The 16884-nt window shown below is 36.2% G+C and carries 17 protein-coding genes; 8 read left to right on the top strand and 9 right to left on the bottom strand.

The window, feature by feature from the left end; genetic code table 11:
- Nucleotides 1-44: 44 nt before the first annotated feature.
- The 4 genes from MZO21_RS00610 to murG are packed head-to-tail and all read right to left on the bottom strand — an operon-like array spanning nucleotide 45 to nucleotide 4447.
- Nucleotides 45-899 carry a cell division protein FtsQ/DivIB gene (locus MZO21_RS00610; RefSeq protein ID WP_248102396.1) on the bottom strand — a complete coding sequence of 285 codons (855 nt, stop codon included), beginning with the start codon at nucleotides 897-899 and terminating at the stop codon, nucleotides 45-47.
- Between the two features lie 3 nt (nucleotides 900-902).
- Nucleotides 903-1832 (bottom strand): D-alanine--D-alanine ligase, encoded by a 930-nt coding sequence (locus tag MZO21_RS00605; RefSeq protein WP_248102399.1) that lies wholly within the window; start codon nucleotides 1830-1832, stop codon nucleotides 903-905.
- A 56-nt stretch (nucleotides 1833-1888) separates the two neighbouring features.
- On the bottom strand, nucleotides 1889-3337 hold the full coding sequence (murC, locus tag MZO21_RS00600) for a UDP-N-acetylmuramate--L-alanine ligase (protein ID WP_248102401.1): 1449 nt from the start codon (nucleotides 3335-3337) through the stop codon (nucleotides 1889-1891).
- 12 nt (nucleotides 3338-3349) lie between these two features.
- On the bottom strand, nucleotides 3350-4447 hold the full coding sequence (murG, locus tag MZO21_RS00595; RefSeq protein ID WP_248102403.1) for an undecaprenyldiphospho-muramoylpentapeptide beta-N-acetylglucosaminyltransferase: 1098 nt from the start codon (nucleotides 4445-4447) through the stop codon (nucleotides 3350-3352).
- Nucleotides 4448-4870: 423 nt separating this feature from the next.
- Here murG and MZO21_RS00590 point away from each other — a divergent pair, with 423 nt between their 5' ends.
- Entirely contained in the window at nucleotides 4871-6067 is a 1197-nt protein-coding gene (locus MZO21_RS00590) for an MFS transporter (RefSeq protein ID WP_248102406.1), read from the top strand.
- Between the two features lie 40 nt (nucleotides 6068-6107).
- On the opposite strand, the gene gshB is transcribed toward MZO21_RS00590, so the two are convergent.
- Nucleotides 6108-7052, bottom strand: a complete 945-nt coding sequence (gene gshB / locus MZO21_RS00585) for a glutathione synthase (protein ID WP_248102409.1) — start codon at nucleotides 7050-7052, stop codon at nucleotides 6108-6110.
- Nucleotides 7053-7160: 108 nt separating this feature from the next.
- Here gshB and MZO21_RS00580 point away from each other — a divergent pair, with 108 nt between their 5' ends.
- The 3 genes from MZO21_RS00580 to MZO21_RS00570 all read left to right on the top strand — a co-directional run bounded on the left by MZO21_RS00580 (nucleotide 7161) and on the right by MZO21_RS00570 (nucleotide 9874).
- Entirely contained in the window at nucleotides 7161-7358 is a 198-nt protein-coding gene (locus MZO21_RS00580; RefSeq protein WP_248102412.1) for a DUF3565 domain-containing protein, read from the top strand.
- Nucleotides 7359-7470: 112 nt separating this feature from the next.
- The gene (locus tag MZO21_RS00575) at nucleotides 7471-8172 is read left to right on the top strand and encodes an IS1 family transposase (RefSeq protein ID WP_152874006.1); all 702 of its coding nucleotides are present in this window, start codon (nucleotides 7471-7473) and stop codon (nucleotides 8170-8172) included.
- Nucleotides 8173-8605: 433 nt separating this feature from the next.
- Nucleotides 8606-9874: a glycosyltransferase family 92 protein gene (locus MZO21_RS00570; RefSeq protein WP_248104230.1), complete on the top strand. Its 1269-nt coding sequence runs from the start codon at nucleotides 8606-8608 to the stop codon at nucleotides 9872-9874.
- A gap of 220 nt (nucleotides 9875-10094) precedes the next feature.
- Here the strand turns inward: MZO21_RS00570 and MZO21_RS00565 are convergent.
- A protein-coding gene (locus MZO21_RS00565; RefSeq protein WP_432613351.1) for an IS5 family transposase occupies nucleotides 10095-10908 on the bottom strand; the annotation gives its coding sequence in 2 pieces (ribosomal slippage) (nucleotides 10095-10527 and nucleotides 10526-10908; 816 coding nt in all).
- A 182-nt stretch (nucleotides 10909-11090) separates the two neighbouring features.
- Here MZO21_RS00565 and MZO21_RS00560 point away from each other — a divergent pair.
- Entirely contained in the window at nucleotides 11091-12242 is a 1152-nt protein-coding gene (locus MZO21_RS00560; RefSeq protein WP_248104258.1) for an IS4 family transposase, read from the top strand.
- Between the two features lie 53 nt (nucleotides 12243-12295).
- On the opposite strand, the gene pyrE is transcribed toward MZO21_RS00560, so the two are convergent.
- Nucleotides 12296-12946 (bottom strand): orotate phosphoribosyltransferase, encoded by a 651-nt coding sequence (gene pyrE / locus MZO21_RS00555; protein ID WP_248102943.1) that lies wholly within the window; start codon nucleotides 12944-12946, stop codon nucleotides 12296-12298.
- Nucleotides 12947-12986: 40 nt separating this feature from the next.
- Between pyrE and MZO21_RS00550 the strand changes: the two genes are divergently transcribed.
- Together MZO21_RS00550 and MZO21_RS00545 are read left to right on the top strand one after the other, a co-directional pair.
- Nucleotides 12987-13805: an exodeoxyribonuclease III gene (locus MZO21_RS00550; RefSeq protein WP_248102946.1), complete on the top strand. Its 819-nt coding sequence runs from the start codon at nucleotides 12987-12989 to the stop codon at nucleotides 13803-13805.
- 445 nt (nucleotides 13806-14250) lie between these two features.
- Nucleotides 14251-14598, top strand: a complete 348-nt coding sequence (locus MZO21_RS00545; RefSeq protein ID WP_248102949.1) for a Spx/MgsR family RNA polymerase-binding regulatory protein — start codon at nucleotides 14251-14253, stop codon at nucleotides 14596-14598.
- Between the two features lie 59 nt (nucleotides 14599-14657).
- On the opposite strand, the gene MZO21_RS00540 is transcribed toward MZO21_RS00545, so the two are convergent.
- Nucleotides 14658-15095, bottom strand: a complete 438-nt coding sequence (locus MZO21_RS00540; RefSeq protein ID WP_248102952.1) for a DUF2147 domain-containing protein — start codon at nucleotides 15093-15095, stop codon at nucleotides 14658-14660.
- A 154-nt stretch (nucleotides 15096-15249) separates the two neighbouring features.
- Between MZO21_RS00540 and MZO21_RS00535 the strand changes: the two genes are divergently transcribed.
- Nucleotides 15250-16161: an alpha/beta hydrolase gene (locus tag MZO21_RS00535; protein WP_248102955.1), complete on the top strand. Its 912-nt coding sequence runs from the start codon at nucleotides 15250-15252 to the stop codon at nucleotides 16159-16161.
- A 44-nt stretch (nucleotides 16162-16205) separates the two neighbouring features.
- Here the strand turns inward: MZO21_RS00535 and MZO21_RS00530 are convergent, their stop codons facing one another.
- Entirely contained in the window at nucleotides 16206-16883 is a 678-nt protein-coding gene (locus tag MZO21_RS00530; RefSeq protein ID WP_248102958.1) for a glutathione S-transferase family protein, read from the bottom strand.
- Nucleotide 16884 lies beyond the last annotated feature (1 nt).

Genomic DNA, 16884 nt, shown 5'->3' with positions numbered 1-16884 from the left:
ATGTTTAATTTTTGGCAAAAAAGCCTATATTTTAAAGCCTATTATTATGGCTTCGCAGTGACTTCGCCTGCAATGCTTTTATCACTAATCGTTACAACAAAATGTCCATTTGCAATATAAGGTGCAACTGAATTTTTCCATTGAATCGCTAAACCATTTCTGTAGCGTAAATCGATAGCAGAAACTCTATCCCATGTTGGCTTTAAATCATTCTGAGCCAAATAGCTTAATCTTTGCAGTTTACTCATCATTTGATCTTGGTCAACAATAACACGTAAACCTGAATCAAACTGCATAAACCATGTCATGCGATCTGTTAAGTATAATTCTTTTAATCGCATATTTGCTGGTAAAAATAATTGATTAATCTCATTATATCGACGCATCATCATTTTAGACTGATGTGTTGGACCATGTAAAAGCGGCAAATTTTGATGATTTTTTACAACAACTTCTGTAAATACATCACCACCATCACTGAGTAGTCGCCCTGTTCCCCAACGTGCAATCGCTTGTTTTGGCATTACACGAACTCGAATTGAGTTGGGCCATAATCGAGAAACAACTACTCGATCCACCCAAGATAACTCAAGTGTTTTATCTCGAATTTCTTTTAAGTCCGATGTGAAATAATTATCTTTCACAACAGGTGAAACATGGGTAAATATTTGTTTTTGTTCTACGCTAGATGTCGTACCTACAACATCTAGTCGTGCAACTTGACCATCTGTAATAACTTTATAAAGTCCAAATATACCAACCACCAAAACAACAACAGCCACACACAATAGTAGCCACCCACCGATATTCGAAAGTTTTTCTTTCGCAGTAAGAGGCTTGTCATGTATAGATGTAATTGCGGCTTTTTTGCGACGCATAGAGGCTGGTAATTTAGCCATAATTTAGTGAGTCGCTTCCGTCAATGTTTGCTCAAGAATAACAACACATAATTCATCAAAGCTATACCCCACTGCTTGAGCAGCTTTAGGAACTAATGAATGACTTGTCATACCTGGAACTGTATTTACTTCTAATAGCCAGAAGTTACCTTGTTCATCTTGCATTGCATCAATACGGCCCCAACCACTTGCACCAACTGCTTGGAATGCACGTAAGCATAATGCTTGAAGTTGTTTTTCTTCTGACTCTGTTAAGCCACAAGGAATACCGTATTGAACATCATCACGACTATATTTAGCATCGTAATCGTAGAAAGCTACATCTTTAGGTGGCTCTAAACGAATTACAGGAAGTGCCTGACCATTTAGAATTACAATGGTAAATTCACGACCTGTAATCCATTTTTCAGCCATAACAACTGCATCATGTTCTGTTGCTTTTTCAATCGCTTCTGCAAAGTCTTCAATTTTTTCAACTTTGCTCATACCAATACTTGAGCCTTCATGAACAGGCTTAATAATAAATGGCAAACCAATTGAATCTACAACTTCTTGTAAATCGGAATCTTTAGTCACAATGCGATATGGTGCTGTTGGAAGTTCTGAACCTTGCCAAATTTGCTTGGTCTTTACTTTATCCATCCCAATTGCTGAACCTTGAACACCTGTACCTGTATAAGGTAAACCAAGCCATTCAAGCGCACCTTGGATTTGACCATCTTCGCCGCCGCGACCATGCAAAACAATAAACGCGCGATCGTAGTTTACTAATTCAGTTACGCTACGATCTTTAGGGTCAAAACCCTCAGCATTCACACCTGAACGAAGCAAAGCTTCTAGAACAGCATTACCACTGTTTAAAGAAACCTCACGTTCGGCAGATTTCCCACCTAATAAAACGGCAACTTTGCCGAACTTCGAAGCATTAGACACGTTTATATCCTTAAACTTTATAAATGACTTAATTGAATTTAAACCTCATTCCGAGATTATTTTAAATATAAGTTATTTTGTACAAGTTCGATTGAAATTGCACCAACATTACCCGCACCTTGTGTTAATAACAAGTCGCCTGGCTTGAGTACATTTTTCATCACGTTTTGAATATTGCCTTCAACAGGATCAATAAGCGTTGGCTCAACTTCACCGCGCAAACGAATACTGCGTGCCAATGAGCGACTATCTGCTCCTACAATTGGCTTTTCACCTGCCGAATAAACTTCCAATAATAAAAGTTGATCGACTTGTGAAAGTACATCTACAAAGTCGTCGAAACAATCACGTGTTCGGCTAAAGCGGTGCGGTTGAAACATCATTACCAAACGACGGTCTGGATGACTTGCACGCGCAGCTTTAATGGTTGCTTCAACTTCTTTAGGATGATGTCCGTAATCATCTACCAATTTCACGCTACCGCCATCTAACTCAAATTCGCCTTGAACTTGGAAACGACGACCAACACCACTAAAACTTTCTAAAGCACGACAAATTGCACCATCAGAAACGCCTTCATCTGTTGCAATACCAATTGCAGCCAATGAATTTAAGATGTTATGTGCACCTGGCATATTAATGGTTACGCGTAATGGCTCGCGGTCTTTACGCAAAACTGTAAAGTGCGATTGCATACCAATCTGTTCAACATCTACCGCACGAATATCGTTGTCTTCGTTAAAGCCGTAAGTGAGTACAGGACGACCAATACGCGGCATAATTTCACGAATATTTGCATCATCACCGCATACAACAGCTAAACCATAGAATGGAAGTCTTTGTAAGAAAGTCACAAACGTGTCTTTTAATACATCAAAGCTACCGCCATACGTGTCCATATGGTCTGCATCAATGTTTGTCACAATGGCTGCCATTGGCTGTAAATGCAAGAATGATGCATCTGACTCATCTGCCTCTGCCACAATAAAACGACTCGCACCTAACGCAGCATTTACACCCGTACGGTTAAGCAAACCACCAATCACGTAAGTTGGATCTAGGTTTTCTTCTGCCAACATACAAGTCACTAAACTTGTTGTTGTAGTTTTACCATGTGTACCTGCAACCGCAATACCATGACGGTAACGCATAAGTTCGCCAAGCATTTCAGCACGACGCACTAAAGGAATGCGTGACTCAATTGCAGCTTTAATTTCAGGGTTTTCCTGATCAATTGCAGTTGAAACAACAATTACATTGGCATTTTGAATATTTTCAGCCGCATGACCGATATAAACTTTAATACCGTTTTCTTCAAGCTGTGCTGTTGTTTTTGATGCTTTGATATCTGAACCAGAAATTTTATAACCTTGGTTCTTTAATACTTCCGCGATACCACACATCCCCGCACCACCAATACCCACAAAATGAATGTGTTTAATACGGCGCATTTCAGGCACTTTAATTAACTTTTTAGCTTGATCAGCTGGTGTAGATGGAGACATATTTTTCTCGGATTACAATTCTTGAATTAAACGAACCACTTGTTGGGTTGCATCTGGTTGAGCCTGTTGACGTGCTTTTGTAGCCATTTCTGACAACAATTGGCGATTCATCAACGGGGCTAAAATTTCTTTTAAACTTTCTGATGTTAATGTTGCTTGCGGGCAAATTTTTGCTGCACCGCTATTTGCTAAGAATTTTGCATTTGCAGTCTGGTGATCATCTACAGCAGATGGCAATGGTACAAAAATAGCAGCAACACCTGCGGTTGCAATTTCAGTTACAGTTAATGCACCTGCACGGCAAATAATTAAATCTGCTTTGGAGTACGCTTCTGCCATATTTTCAATAAATGGTTGTACATCTACATTCAATTGGTCAGACTTGCCTTCATAACGTGCAAGGGTTGTTTCAGCATGGTTTTGACCACACTGATGATAAACATTTAACGGCACATTTAACTGTTTTAATGCTTCTGGCACACGCTCATTTAAAGCTTGTGCACCAAGCGATCCACCTACAATTAAAATACGTAATGGCTCGCCTGCTTTTTCACGTTCTTGGTAACGCCAAGACGGATTTAAAATTTCTGTAATTTCTTTACGAACAGGATTTCCCGTTGTTTGTACTTTTTCATTTGTAGCAAATGTATTTGGAAATGCCTGACATACCGTTTTTGAAATACGCGACAATTGTGTATTGGTAAAACCTGCTACGGCGTTCTGCTCATGAATAATGACAGGAATTCCTAACGCTCGCGCAGCCAAACCACCCGGACCTGCAACATATCCACCAAAACCAGCTACAGCTTCAACATTAAGCTGCTTCATATAACGCATAGCACTTAAAGTGGCTTTTAATATTTTAAATGGTGCTGCTAATTTACGAAGTAAGCCATTACCACGCACACCTTGAATATCAATTTGATAAATTGGAATATCTTGATTTTTTAATAATCTATTTTCCATACCAGACGGTGTTGCCAACCAAGAAACTTCCACACCTTGCTGCTGAAGTTCTTTCGCAACTGCAAGTGCTGGGAAAACATGTCCACCCGTACCTGCCGCCATCATCATGACGTGTTTAGGCTGTTTTTTCTGTGCGTTGGTCACGGTCTAATTCTTCAACTTAATAGGGGCTAATGAAAATTCGTTATAAGCTATCAATTGTAATCACAAACGTATAGTACGTGAAAGTTTATTTACTTTTTTTCACCAAGCAGTTTATCGTTTTTTTCTACAGTTATTGAAGTTTAAACTAGATTTATTATCAGGTCTGTATTTTTACTTATACTTAAGTGAAATATCATTCACTTTTCTTTGTATTTGATTCCCCCCTTAGCTCTGATATAAACCAACGAATTTTCAAAATTTGCATATAGTTCATGCTGTTCAGTCTATTATTTCATTAGCATATTTTTCCAATAAGCTTAGCCGTAAAGGCTATAAGTCTTTTATCTTATTTATGTTATTTCTTTGTATTTACTTTATGAGTTAGCAGAGTTTTGCTCACTTAAAGTTATGCATCGGAAGCACATGTCTAAGTTATCAATACGGGATTTATGGGTTATTTTAGCTGGCTATTTAGCTGCCATTCATATGGGGAAATTATCGGTTGTCCTCCCCATTTTGCAAAAGGATTTAAACTTAACACTCACTCAAGCAGGTTTATCTTTATCTATTGTTCAAGGTGCGGGTATGTTATTTGCCTTGAGTATAGGTGCATTTTCCGAAAAATTAGGTTTAAAACGCTGTTTGATTTTGGCCTTAATTATTATGGGTTTAAGTAGCCTTGCAGGTCCTTGGCTTGATACTGTTGCTTTACTTTATTTTTTTAGATTTATCGAAGGTATTGGTTTTTTAACTATTTCTCTTTGTGCGCCTGCAATTTTAAAGCGCATTAGCAAGCCAGAAACCATCAGTTTCAAAATGGGACTTTGGAGTTCTTATATGGGGCTTGGCATTAGTTTCGCAGTATTTACAATTCCCTTACTTTTAGAATATTTAACTTGGCAAACTATTTGGGTCATTTTAGGTATCTCTTGCTTTGTTATTGCGCTCATCATTCAACTATTTTTAAATATTGATCATTCCCCTCAAACCATAAAATCTCCTGTACCCGCAGCTCAAGATAGTCTTTGGCAAATTATTCGTATCACCCTTACACACCCTCCTATAATTTGTTTAGCGATCGCATTTGCATGCTATACAAGCCAGTGGATTGCTGTTACAGGATTTTTACCAAGTATTTATGTAGAGAATGGTTTGAGTTTAAAAACAGCAGGTTTACTTGTATCACTTGTTGTTTTAGCCAATTTAGGCGGAACATTTGGTGCAGGCATGCTGTTGCAAAAAGGTTGGACAACACAAAAACTATTAATTATTGGATTTATTGGTATGTTTATTACCAGTATTCTAACGTTCACAACAAATAGCTGGTTAGCTTTTGAAATACAGTTTTTAAGTGCTGTTTTATTTTCAATGATTGGTGGTGTAATTCCAACCACAATCTTATCAATGACACTACACTATACTCCTCATATCAATGCAGCGGCGGCAAGTGTAGGCCTACTACTTCAATGCTCTGCCTCTGCACAATTTTTTATTCCTCTTTTCAGTGCTGCTTTTGTTTCAGCAACACACACATGGGCAAGTATGAGTATCGTGACATCGTTACTTTGCTTATTAGGTTTGTTTGTGATGTCTTTATTTTTTAAACGCTATGCGAAATAAAAGAGCCCCATTTGAGGCTCTTTTTAAATCTACCTTAAAATTATTTGATTAAACCCGCTTCTAAAACATCAAATAAATCGTCGGCAATAGATGTACCAAATGCTGCATCAATTTCACGAATACACGTTGGGCTTGTTACATTAATTTCTGTCACATAGTTACCAATGACATCTAAACCCACAAATATCAAGCCTTTTTCTTTTAAGAAAGGCCCTACTTTTGCCGCAATTGCTTTGTCATTTTCAGTCAGTGGTCGTGCTTCACCACGACCGCCTGCCGCCAAGTTTCCACGTGTTTCACCATTTTGTGGAATACGTGCTAGGCAGTAAGGTACAGGCTCTCCATTCACTATAAGAATGCGTTTATCACCATCTACAATTTCAGGAATATAACGCTGTGCCATAATTGGCTGTTGTCCCATTTCTGTGAGCATTTCAAGCGTAGAGCCTGTATTTGCACCATCTATTGTTAAACGAAAAATACCTGTTCCACCCATGCCATCTAGTGGTTTTACAATCACATCTTTATGTTCTGCAATAAATTCACGAATTAGGCTTTGTTGCGACGTAACTAATGTTGGTACTTGAAGCTCTGGGAACTGTGTTGCAAAGAGCTTTTCATTACAGTCACGTAGGCTTTGTGGTTTGTTAATAATCCAAGCGCCTTCTCGTTCTGCTTGTTCTAAAATATACGTGGTATAAACAAAGTTCATATCGAATGGTGGATCTTTACGCATAAGTACAACATCGTACGCAGCAATCGATTCTTTTTGTTTTTCACCCAGCTCATAGTAATGGTTGTAATCTTCAAATACGTTTAAAGGCGAAATAAGACCAAATGCTTTACCTTGGTCAATATATAAATCTTGTTGTAATGCATAACCTAGTTCATGACCACGTCGAGCTGCCGCCCAAAGCATTGCCATAGATGAGTCTTTTTTTAGATTTACATTTTCGATGGGATCCATCACAACAAGTACGCGCATATTTCTGCTCTTTTAAAAATGATCTGCTGAAGAGTATAACGGAGATTCTTAATTTCTTTTTCTGAATTTCCGTAATCCTTTTTATTCTTTTATGTTGAAGGTGTCTTAATGTTACAAGCCATCATTGGTTTTCATTTGGATGATGAGCAACATTATGTTGCAGAGCTTGCTTGTGGTCATAATCAGCATGTTCGCCATACTCCGCCTTGGCAAAACCGTGCTTGGGTATTAACGGAAGATGGTCGCAAGAAAAAATTAGGCGTGATGTTGGAATGTAAGTTATGTGACAATAAATTAAACAATTAAAAATATTAGTGTTATATTTTATTGACTTATAAAAAGTCTACTTTCAAAAATAGGTGGTGTTTCAAAAAGTATGCTGAAAAAAAAACAGGTTGGCTTTTGATAAAATAGTGAGATGCAAATAACACTAGAAATCAAATGTCCAACCTGTCGAAGTGACAGTATAAAGAAAAATGGCTTCAAACTAAATGGTAAGCAAAACTATCAATGTAAAAACTGCAAGCGTCAGTTTATTGGGGATCATGCTCTTAGTTACCGAGGTTGTCATTCTGGTATAACAAATAAAATACTCCACCTGATGGTTAGAGGGGGTGGTATAAGAGATATTGCAGAAACCGAGCGTGTCAGCATAGGTAAGGTTTTACGAACATTAAGTAAATCCACTTATAAAATTCGCCCTAAGCAAAATTATTATGAATCTATTGAGGTTGATGAGTTTTGGACTTTTGTAGGAAATAAAAAGAATAAACAATGGCTTATTTACGCATACCATAGAGAAACAGGTGAAATTGTTGCTTATGTTTGGGGTAAACGAGATCTGGCGACAGTCCAACGATTGAAGGCAAAGTTAAAGCAATTAGGTGTTCACTACACCCGAATTTCAAGTGATCACTGGGATAGTTTTGTGACTGCCTTTAAAAACTGTAAGCAAAGTATTGGTAAGTTTTTTACTGTAGGTATTGAAGGAAATAATTGTAAAATAAGGCATCGAATTAGACGTAGTTTTAGGAAAAGTTGTAATTTTTCGAAAAAGCTTGAAAACCATTTTAAAGCCTTCGACTTAACCTTCTTTTATATCAATAATGGCTTCATTTAATTTCAGCATACTTTTGGAAACACCACCCAAAAATTATGTCTACGCCTGTTTGGATTTGTTTGTATATTTTCATTAGCTTAATTTGTAAATGGATACTTTCTTGGGGTGGTGCAAATGCAATTAAAGGATGGAAAAGTATCTTTTTTTTAGATATGGAAGCGTATTAGAATAAAGAACAATTACGCGCAATGGCTTTATTTACATGGATAGGATTTACCATTCTTTTTATCGTCGGGTTAATTTTTCCTGAGTATCGGTTTTATAAGTTGTATCAGTAGATGAAATTAAATTTCGTATAAGCGATTTATTTTAAATGATCAGAATTATAAATAAACCACGACATAATGAGCTCATCTAGCATTATAGCTATACTATTTATAATTAAATTGTAATTTATGAGATTTTTCATTTTCAATATATAAGAGTCCATTATATGAGCTGTTTTGTTTTTCAAGTTAATCCTATTGTAATCCCAGAAGAAATTAATTTAAAAAGACGTGAGCCAAGGAAACCCCACAAAAAAGATTCCAATTATGATTTAGAATTTGATTATAAAACTTTTTCTTATGATATTTTTAAGTCAGAAAACAAATTGGTTTTCTCAGGACCTCCCATCAATGGTTTAGAGGCTATAATAAAAAAAGGAAAGTTTTTTATTAATGGAAATCTCATTTCTAATAATAAAATTAATATTGAAAAAATTGATAGAGCTTGCAGGCTATCAATTCATTTTCCATCCGAAATAAAAAAATTCACATTAGTCTATAATGAATTATGTTTTGAAATTAAGGAGAATTTCCAATGCTATCATGATTTATTTCTAAATAAGAAAGTATTATTGACCAAATCTAAAAATAACAATTTAAGATGGATCCATGATTGGATAGAATTTTATAAAAGTGTACATGATATCAACTCTGTTATTATTTATGATAATAATTCTGATCAATATTCTATAGAAGATTTAAAAAATTATTTAAGTGATATAAATATTGATATATTTATAATTCCTTGGAACTTCAAATTTGGCCCTATAGATGCGCCATTTGATTCAGACTTTTGTCAATATGGAATACTTGAACATGCAAAAGAGTGTTTTTTAGCAAAAGCTGCAGGTGTAATTCAAGTAGATGTTGATGAATTAATTTTTTCAAAAACAGGACGAACTGTTTTTGATGCTTTAAAAGAAACACCATATTTAAAATTAAAAGGTGAGTGGATTGAACCAATTCCTTATAGAGAGGATCTTGGTATTAATTTTAACAATTTCTATTATCGCTCAAAAAAATTAGTGGAAACTACTAAAAAATGGTGCATTGACCCTAGGAATACACCTAAGTTTTCACAATGGCGCGTTCATGATGTTAACAATTGTCAAAATGTTCAATACAGCGAAGAGTTTTATCATTTACATTATAAAATTATTAGCACTAACTGGCGATGGAATCGCAGTACTAACTGTGAATATAATAAAAATGAACACTATTTTGATCAAAATCTTTTTGAAATTATAACTAATATCCTCCCTATTAATAAAAATGATTCTGTATCAACTACAATTCAAATACCCAAAATAGAAATTGAAAATCAAATAGAGAGCGAAATACGAAAGAAGTCTATTCTTGTAACCAACCATATTAAACCCCAAAAAATAAGTTTCCTCAGGCAGTGTTTAGGTATTTTTACAAATAGAAGCTCATGAATTAGCATAAAAGCTCCTTTCATAGTCAGTATTTTAAGAGCGAAATCATCTATATATAGCTGTCATAAGCTTGAAGAAATACTTACAAGAAGATATATAACTTGCTTCTACTATATTTATCATTAAGTTTCAAAAACTTAGATAAAAATTAAAAGCTCTGTTCTAATAAATAGAGCTTTTTAATTTGTTTTCATGGTTATAAGTAGATCTCTTGCGAAAGTTAATTTAAGAGCATCCAATTCACCATTCCAGCAATTAAATTCATTCTTAGACCAAAGCGTTTCCGTCTATTTCTATAGCGTTCTGTTAATATCCGAAAATGTTTAAGTTTGCCGTTGATATGTTCAATTGTGATCCTACGCCGACTGATTTCTTGGTTGATCTGTTTTGCTATTTGGGGTAATGATAAATTCTTAGGTTTCTTGATTGGAATGAGTAACTTACTCTTAATCTGATGAAATCCTTTATAGGCTAAATCTGCCATGATACAAGGATAAATGACCATCTCCTTCAAATACTTACGCGCAATCGTCAGATCGTGTTTTCTGCCATCTTCAATCTGTATACTTACAATTTGCTTTAATTTTGGGTTAAAAATGACCTGTGTTTTTAGCGTATGTTTCTTCTTTTTACCGCTATAGAATTTTCTTTGTTTTTTTGGGACGCTCAATCTGTGACTCAGTGACATCAACGATTACATAATCCTCCTCACTAAACTTTTGACTCCTTTTAGGCAATGCGAAAATCCGTGATTGAATCAGAGCATTTTCAACTTTCTGAATCGTACGATTCACATTACTTTCAGCTAGGTTATAGTCGGCGGATAACTCAATTTGAGTTCTATAACAGCGTAAGTAATTTAAAGTTAACAACAATTGATCCTCTAAACACAACGAATGAGGTCTTCCAGATTTTTTCTTGGCAAGTTCAGCATGTTGTAACACTGATACCATTTTTAAGAATAATGGACGAGGAACTCCAACAAGTCGTTTAAATTCCCCATCATTAAATCTAGTTAAATTTTCATATTTCATGGGACTAGTATAAACAATTTTTTACTTTCGCAAGAGGTCTAGTATATTTTATGTGTAATACGCAACAAAAAAGGAAGCCTTTGCTTCACTGCTGTCCCATAGTTTGATTTAAATAAAAAACCTGAGTCCTAACAGTTAAAATATGAGTACGAACCAACACTTTAACGACCAGGATTCAGGTTTTGTCACATCAGAATACCGTATTTCATCAGCTGATTAAACCCGTCGTGCGACAGGATTTTGAACAACTTGCTAAAGTACACCATGTTGGACAGAAATTTAGAGCGGCCTCAAGATGGGATCAGTTTATTGCCATATTGATGTCTCAACTTTCCTGCAGGCAAAGTCTGAGAGATATTCAATCCAATCTGGAGTGCCAGCAGGAAAAACTGAGTCATCTCGGAGCAAAGTCTATACCCCGAAGTACACTGGCACGAATCAATGAGCAGCAGCCTGCTGCCTTGTATCAACAGCTATTTTACAAGTTGCTTAAATACTATGAACACTCAAAAGTAGCTCATAAATTTCGCTTTAAGAATCCCTTGTATTCCTTGGATGCCAGTCATATTGACCTGTCGCTTTCCTTATGTGAATGGGCCAAAGTTCACGACTCAAAAGCCAGCATGAAACTCAGCATAGGATTGAATCACAGCAATGATATTCCTGAGTTTGTTGCAGTTGAAAATGGCAAAGAAAATGACATGGTACAAGGCCGCAAATTCCAGTTTCCTGCTGGCAGCATTGTAGTTTTTGATAAAGGCTATGTCGATTACCAATGGTATGCAAATCTGACTGCTCAAAACATTGGATTTGTCACACGTTTTAGGCCTAAATCTGTGTATCAGGTGATCCAGCAACATCCAGTGCTTGAATCCAAAGGTATTCTAAAAGATGAAACCATTCAGCTGAATAGCGCACATGCCCTAAAAAGAAAAGCCCCAGTGTTAAGAAGAATTGAATATAGAGATCAGCAAAGTGGCAAGCACTTTAGCTTTCTCAGCAATAACTTTCATTTAGCCGCCTCCACCATTGCGGCGATTTATAAAGATCGTTGGAAAGTTGAGCTGTTCTTTAAGGCGATTAAGCAAAATCTCAAATTAAAAGCGTTTCTAGGCCGCAGCAGGAACGCAATTCAGACACAAATCTGGATTGCGATGATCGCCTATTTACTAGTAAGTTTCGCTCAACATTTAGGGAAAAAAGGCTGGACAGTTCAGCGCTTACTCAGAATAATTCAGGTGAATTTATTTGAAATAAAAACCTTAAAAGCGTTATTTTCACCCGATAAAATCCCCATCAAACAAGAGGAAGCTCATGTGAGCTTCCTCTTATAAAAATTGTGGGACAGCAGTGGCCTTTGCTTCCCTTTTTACATCTCTAAAAAATCTTAGATACCATACTTAATGCGATAAGCTTCCATTTTCGCTAAAGCTTCTTTCTCACCTTTCGCATCTAAATAATCCATTAAATCTTTCATAGTAATTAATGCATGAACAGGAATTTCTAATTCTTTCTGAACTTCTTGAATTGCAGACAAACTACCCTGACCTTTTTCTTGACGGTCAAGCGCAACCAAAACACCCGCAATTTGCGCGCCTGCATTTTTCAAAATTGTAACTACTTCACGAATAGCCGTACCCGCAGTAATCACATCATCAATAATCCAAACTTTTTTACCTTCAACAGAAGCACCAACCAAAACACCACCTTCACCGTGATCTTTCGCTTCTTTACGGTTAAAGCCCCATGGCACACTTACACCATGATTTTGTGACAAAGCCACAGCAGTTGCAGCTACAAACGGAATACCTTTATAAGCAGGACCAAAAACCACATCAACATTTTCACATTGTGTTAATTTATCTGCGTAGCCCGAAGCTAATACAGATAAAGCTTCACCGTCGTTGAGTAAACCTGCATTGAAAAAATAAGGACTCACACGACCCGATTTTAAAGTAAACTCACCAAATTTAAGCACACCACGTGATAATGCAAGTTCGATAAAAGCTTGAGGGTTAAACTGAGCTGGCGATGTCATGAGGTGCTCCAAAATTCATAAAGAAAGGTTATGACTGCGCATGATACCAAAGAGTAGCTATCCAAGTGATCAAAAAATTTTACGAGTAGTGTCAATAAACGTAAACGGATTACGTGCGGCTGAAAAAAAAGGCATTTTCGATTGGATGGCAACATCCGATGCAGACGTAATTTGCATGCAAGAATCACGCATTACGCACGAACAATGGACAGACAAATTCAAACCTGAAGGATGGTACACACATCTTTTCCCTGCGGAAAAATCTGGCTACGCAGGTACAGCAATTTACAGCCGCTTACCTTTTGTATCTGTAACAGATGGTTTAGGTTTTGAACTTGCCGATTCACAAGGTCGTTTTATTTCAGCCGAATTTGATCTTGGATTAGAAAAAACGGCGCATATTTGCTCATTATATCTCCCTTCTGGGTCATCTGGCGATGAAGCTCAGGTACGCAAAGACCACTTTTTAGATGAATACAAAAAAATTCTAAAACAATGGCGTGAAGAAAATAAATCTATCATTGTCTGTGGCGACTACAATATCGTACATAAACGTATTGATATTAAAAACTGGTCGGGCAACCAAAAAGCTTCAGGCTGCTTACCTCATGAACGTGCTTGGCTAGATCATATTTATGATGATTTAGGCTATGTAGATACTTTCCGTGAAGTTCGTAAGGAAGCTGAAGTGTATTCTTGGTGGTCGAATCGTGGTCAAGCACGTGCGAAGAACGTAGGTTGGCGTATTGACTACCAAGCATGCTCTCTAGATTGGAAAGATCGTACAGTGAATGCTTGGGTATATAAAGAAGAATGGTTTAGCGACCACGCCCCTGTCATCATTGATTATAAAATTTAAACCAATTAAGTTTACGAGTGTTCACTGAATAGAGTTTATTGTCCTACACAACATGTCGTATTTGGGCATTTATCTCTACATCGAATCAGCGCATTATAGCTCCACGGCAAAGGGACACTGTCAGGATGACAACAAAAGGATTGGAAGCCGTAGGATGAAGAAGGAACAATTAATTTTGTTCTCAAGGATGTAAGACATTGGACGTTATAGTGAGACCCGCATAATCAGGATGATTAGATGCGGGTTTTCTCTTTTTATAAATATCATTTTTATTTGCAGTTTTTTATTCTTCTTATCTACACAGCATATTCTCAATGAATTTCATGACAATTACATGAACCTTTCGTGTCAAACTCATGAAACATGATTTTTATGATTTCACATAGAGCTTTCCTTTATTTTCCGCTAATCTATTTAAAATTTAGAATCTAAATAAGGCGTAATTATGCTTAAGGTTTATGGCATTAAAAATTGTAATTCAATGAAAAAAACATTCGATTTACTGACAGAGCTTGGCTTAGCGTATGAATTTCATGATTATAAAAAACAAGGCATAGATGCCGAAACTGTGAAAACTTTGTTATCTGAAATTGGTCAAGATTTAGTACTGAATAAAAAAGGGACAACTTGGAAAAAACTAAGCGAAGAAGAACAGCAACATGCCCTTGCAAGTGAAGCGAATCTTATTGAAACACTTACTACACATACAAGCATGATTAAACGCCCTGTTATTACTACCGGTTCAGGCTTTATTATTGGTTTTGATGAAGCTGAAATTCGTAAATTAAAATAAATTTATCTTCATAAAAAAGCCTGACATTTGTCAGGCTTTTTTATTTATATATTTAAAACTTAGTTAGCACGAATCCAAGTTTGGTTACGTCCTAAAGCAGCAACACCAATATAACCACGTAGCTCAAGTTTCTTGCCACCATTCGCAAGCTTACCTTTCAGGCTATAAGATTTGCCATTTTTAGGATCTAGAATTGAACCACCATCATAATTTTCACCACCTGTATTTTTAAGGTTACGTACAATTGTTACACCTTTCAGTGATTTATTTTTATATGCACCTTCACACTTAGTACAAGAATTTTCTTCACCTGGCGTTAGAATGCTTTGAATAGTTGCATTCAACGTACCGTTTGATTGTTCAGTAAACTTAACAACCGCTTTTGGCTGTTTTGTTTTATCATCAATTGTTTTCCACACTGTGCCATTTAATGGGTCTGCCGCGTGTGCTACTGCTGCAAAACCAACGAGCCCTAATACCATTGCAATTTTTTTCATTTTTCTGTGTCCCTAATGTATCTATATACAAGCTTAGTATCAAAAAATCACAAATATAAAGCAATTTATGAATGTGACCGTTTGGTGTAACTTTGTAATTTATATTGTTGAACTAAATAAAAAGTGTCTAAATAACAATCAATATAGAGTATATATGGATATCTCGCGAATGTTGAAACAATTTTTAACAGAGCAATTTCTTAAAACTTCAATTCGTACACCTAGCAAACTGAATCTGCCTATTGGTTCGGCACGCTTTTCAATTGAGCAAATGTGTAAGCTTTTTCCAAAAGATGCAAATATAGAAATTCGCAAAATTTCTTTAGCAGGATTAAAAGCTGAGGAACTAAAACCTCAAGATGAATCAACTCAGCTGATTTTCCACATACATGGCGGTGCCTTCTATTTAGGCTCGCTTAATACACATCGCGCATTTTTAACCCATGTTGCAGCACGCACACAAATGCAGGTGATTCATGTCGATTATCCACTTTCACCAGAGCACCGCTTTCCTACGGCTTTAAATGCATTATTTGATGTTTATCAAGAGTTACTCAATCAAGGCATTCAAGCTAAAGATATTATTTTGTCAGGAGATTCTTGCGGTGCGAATTTAGCTTTAGCACTTGCCTTAAGAATTAGAAATGAAAAATTACCTCAAGTAAGTGGTCTTATTTTGCTTTCGCCATTTTTAGATTTAACGCTGACCAGTGAATCTATCCGTTTTAATCAAAAACATGATGCGCTACTTTCACTAGAAACCATTGAAACTGGAATTAAGCATTATTTACCTAAAAATGTTGATGTTGGAGATCCACGAGTTTCTCCAATGTTTGATGACTTCAAAGATTTACCACCAACGCTTGTTCAAGTCGGTTCTAAAGAGCTTTTACTCGATGATGCAAAGCGCTTTAAAGACAAAGCAGAACAAGCAGGTGTAGATGTGACATTTAAAATTTACACAGGCATGTGGCATAACTTTCAAATGTTTCATCCTTGGTTTGATGAAGGTAAAAAGTCTTTGGCAGATTTAGCTGAATTTGCACATAAACAAGATAAAGACTAAAAATTTAAGTAAAAAAAAGAAGGCTTTGCCTTCTTTTTTTAATTTTATTTCTGAATTTGATAAGGCTCTAAATAATTCACCCATGTATCTTCAGCTAACGCATCTTCTATCCATTCTTTAACTGCAAAATGATTAAGAACATTTTGCATATATATTTGCGTGATTTCACTCACAGGTAAGGCATAAGTTTTTAAGCGTGTAACTACAGGTGCGTAAAATGCATCTGCTATAGAAAACTCTCCACACAAAAAGCCATCTCTATATGGACGTTCCGAAAAAATTTGCTCAATACGTGCAACGTCTGCCTGTAAATCTTTAAACTCTTGCCAAAGTTCAGCACCTTTTTCTACCAAATTAGCACGAAGATTCATACCACATAAATTACGAATATTTGGGAAACCACTATGCATTTCTGTAGAAATACAACGTGCTCTTGCTCTTAATTTAGAATCTAAAGGCCATAAATTTTTCTCAGCATATTGCTCTGCCAAATATTCACAAATTGCTAAAGAATCCCAAACTAATAGATCACTGTTTACCAATGCAGGTACTTTCCCATTTGGGTTTACCGCTAGAATTTCTTGCTTGAATGTACCCGTATTTCGCTCTTTGGGAAAAGAAATCATCACTTCTTCAAATGGAATATTAAAAGCCTTAAGTACCAACCACGGACGCATAGACCAACTCGAATAATTTTTATTGGCTATATAAAGTTGCATCATG

This window comes from Acinetobacter portensis, assembly GCF_023158935.1.
GTDB lineage: Bacteria > Pseudomonadota > Gammaproteobacteria > Pseudomonadales > Moraxellaceae > Acinetobacter > Acinetobacter faecalis.
Note: the sequence above shows the minus strand (reverse complement) of the source record. Positions and strands in the feature narration are given on the sequence as shown.

Coding starts and splice junctions, on each gene's coding strand:
- MZO21_RS00610 (WP_248102396.1), bottom strand. CDS start 899: ATGGCTAAATTACCAGCCTCTATGCGTCGCAAAAAAGCCGCAATTACA.
- murC (WP_248102401.1), bottom strand. CDS start 3,337: ATGTCTCCATCTACACCAGCTGATCAAGCTAAAAAGTTAATTAAAGTG.
- MZO21_RS00590 (WP_248102406.1), top strand. CDS start 4,871: ATGTCTAAGTTATCAATACGGGATTTATGGGTTATTTTAGCTGGCTAT.
- gshB (WP_248102409.1), bottom strand. CDS start 7,052: ATGCGCGTACTTGTTGTGATGGATCCCATCGAAAATGTAAATCTAAAA.
- MZO21_RS00580 (WP_248102412.1), top strand. CDS start 7,161: ATGTTACAAGCCATCATTGGTTTTCATTTGGATGATGAGCAACATTAT.
- MZO21_RS00575 (WP_152874006.1), top strand. CDS start 7,471: ATGCAAATAACACTAGAAATCAAATGTCCAACCTGTCGAAGTGACAGT.
- MZO21_RS00570 (WP_248104230.1), top strand. CDS start 8,606: ATGAGCTGTTTTGTTTTTCAAGTTAATCCTATTGTAATCCCAGAAGAA.
- pyrE (WP_248102943.1), bottom strand. CDS start 12,946: ATGACATCGCCAGCTCAGTTTAACCCTCAAGCTTTTATCGAACTTGCA.
- MZO21_RS00550 (WP_248102946.1), top strand. CDS start 12,987: ATGATACCAAAGAGTAGCTATCCAAGTGATCAAAAAATTTTACGAGTA.
- MZO21_RS00545 (WP_248102949.1), top strand. CDS start 14,251: ATGCTTAAGGTTTATGGCATTAAAAATTGTAATTCAATGAAAAAAACA.
- MZO21_RS00540 (WP_248102952.1), bottom strand. CDS start 15,095: ATGAAAAAAATTGCAATGGTATTAGGGCTCGTTGGTTTTGCAGCAGTA.
- MZO21_RS00535 (WP_248102955.1), top strand. CDS start 15,250: ATGGATATCTCGCGAATGTTGAAACAATTTTTAACAGAGCAATTTCTT.
- MZO21_RS00530 (WP_248102958.1), bottom strand. CDS start 16,883: ATGATGCAACTTTATATAGCCAATAAAAATTATTCGAGTTGGTCTATG.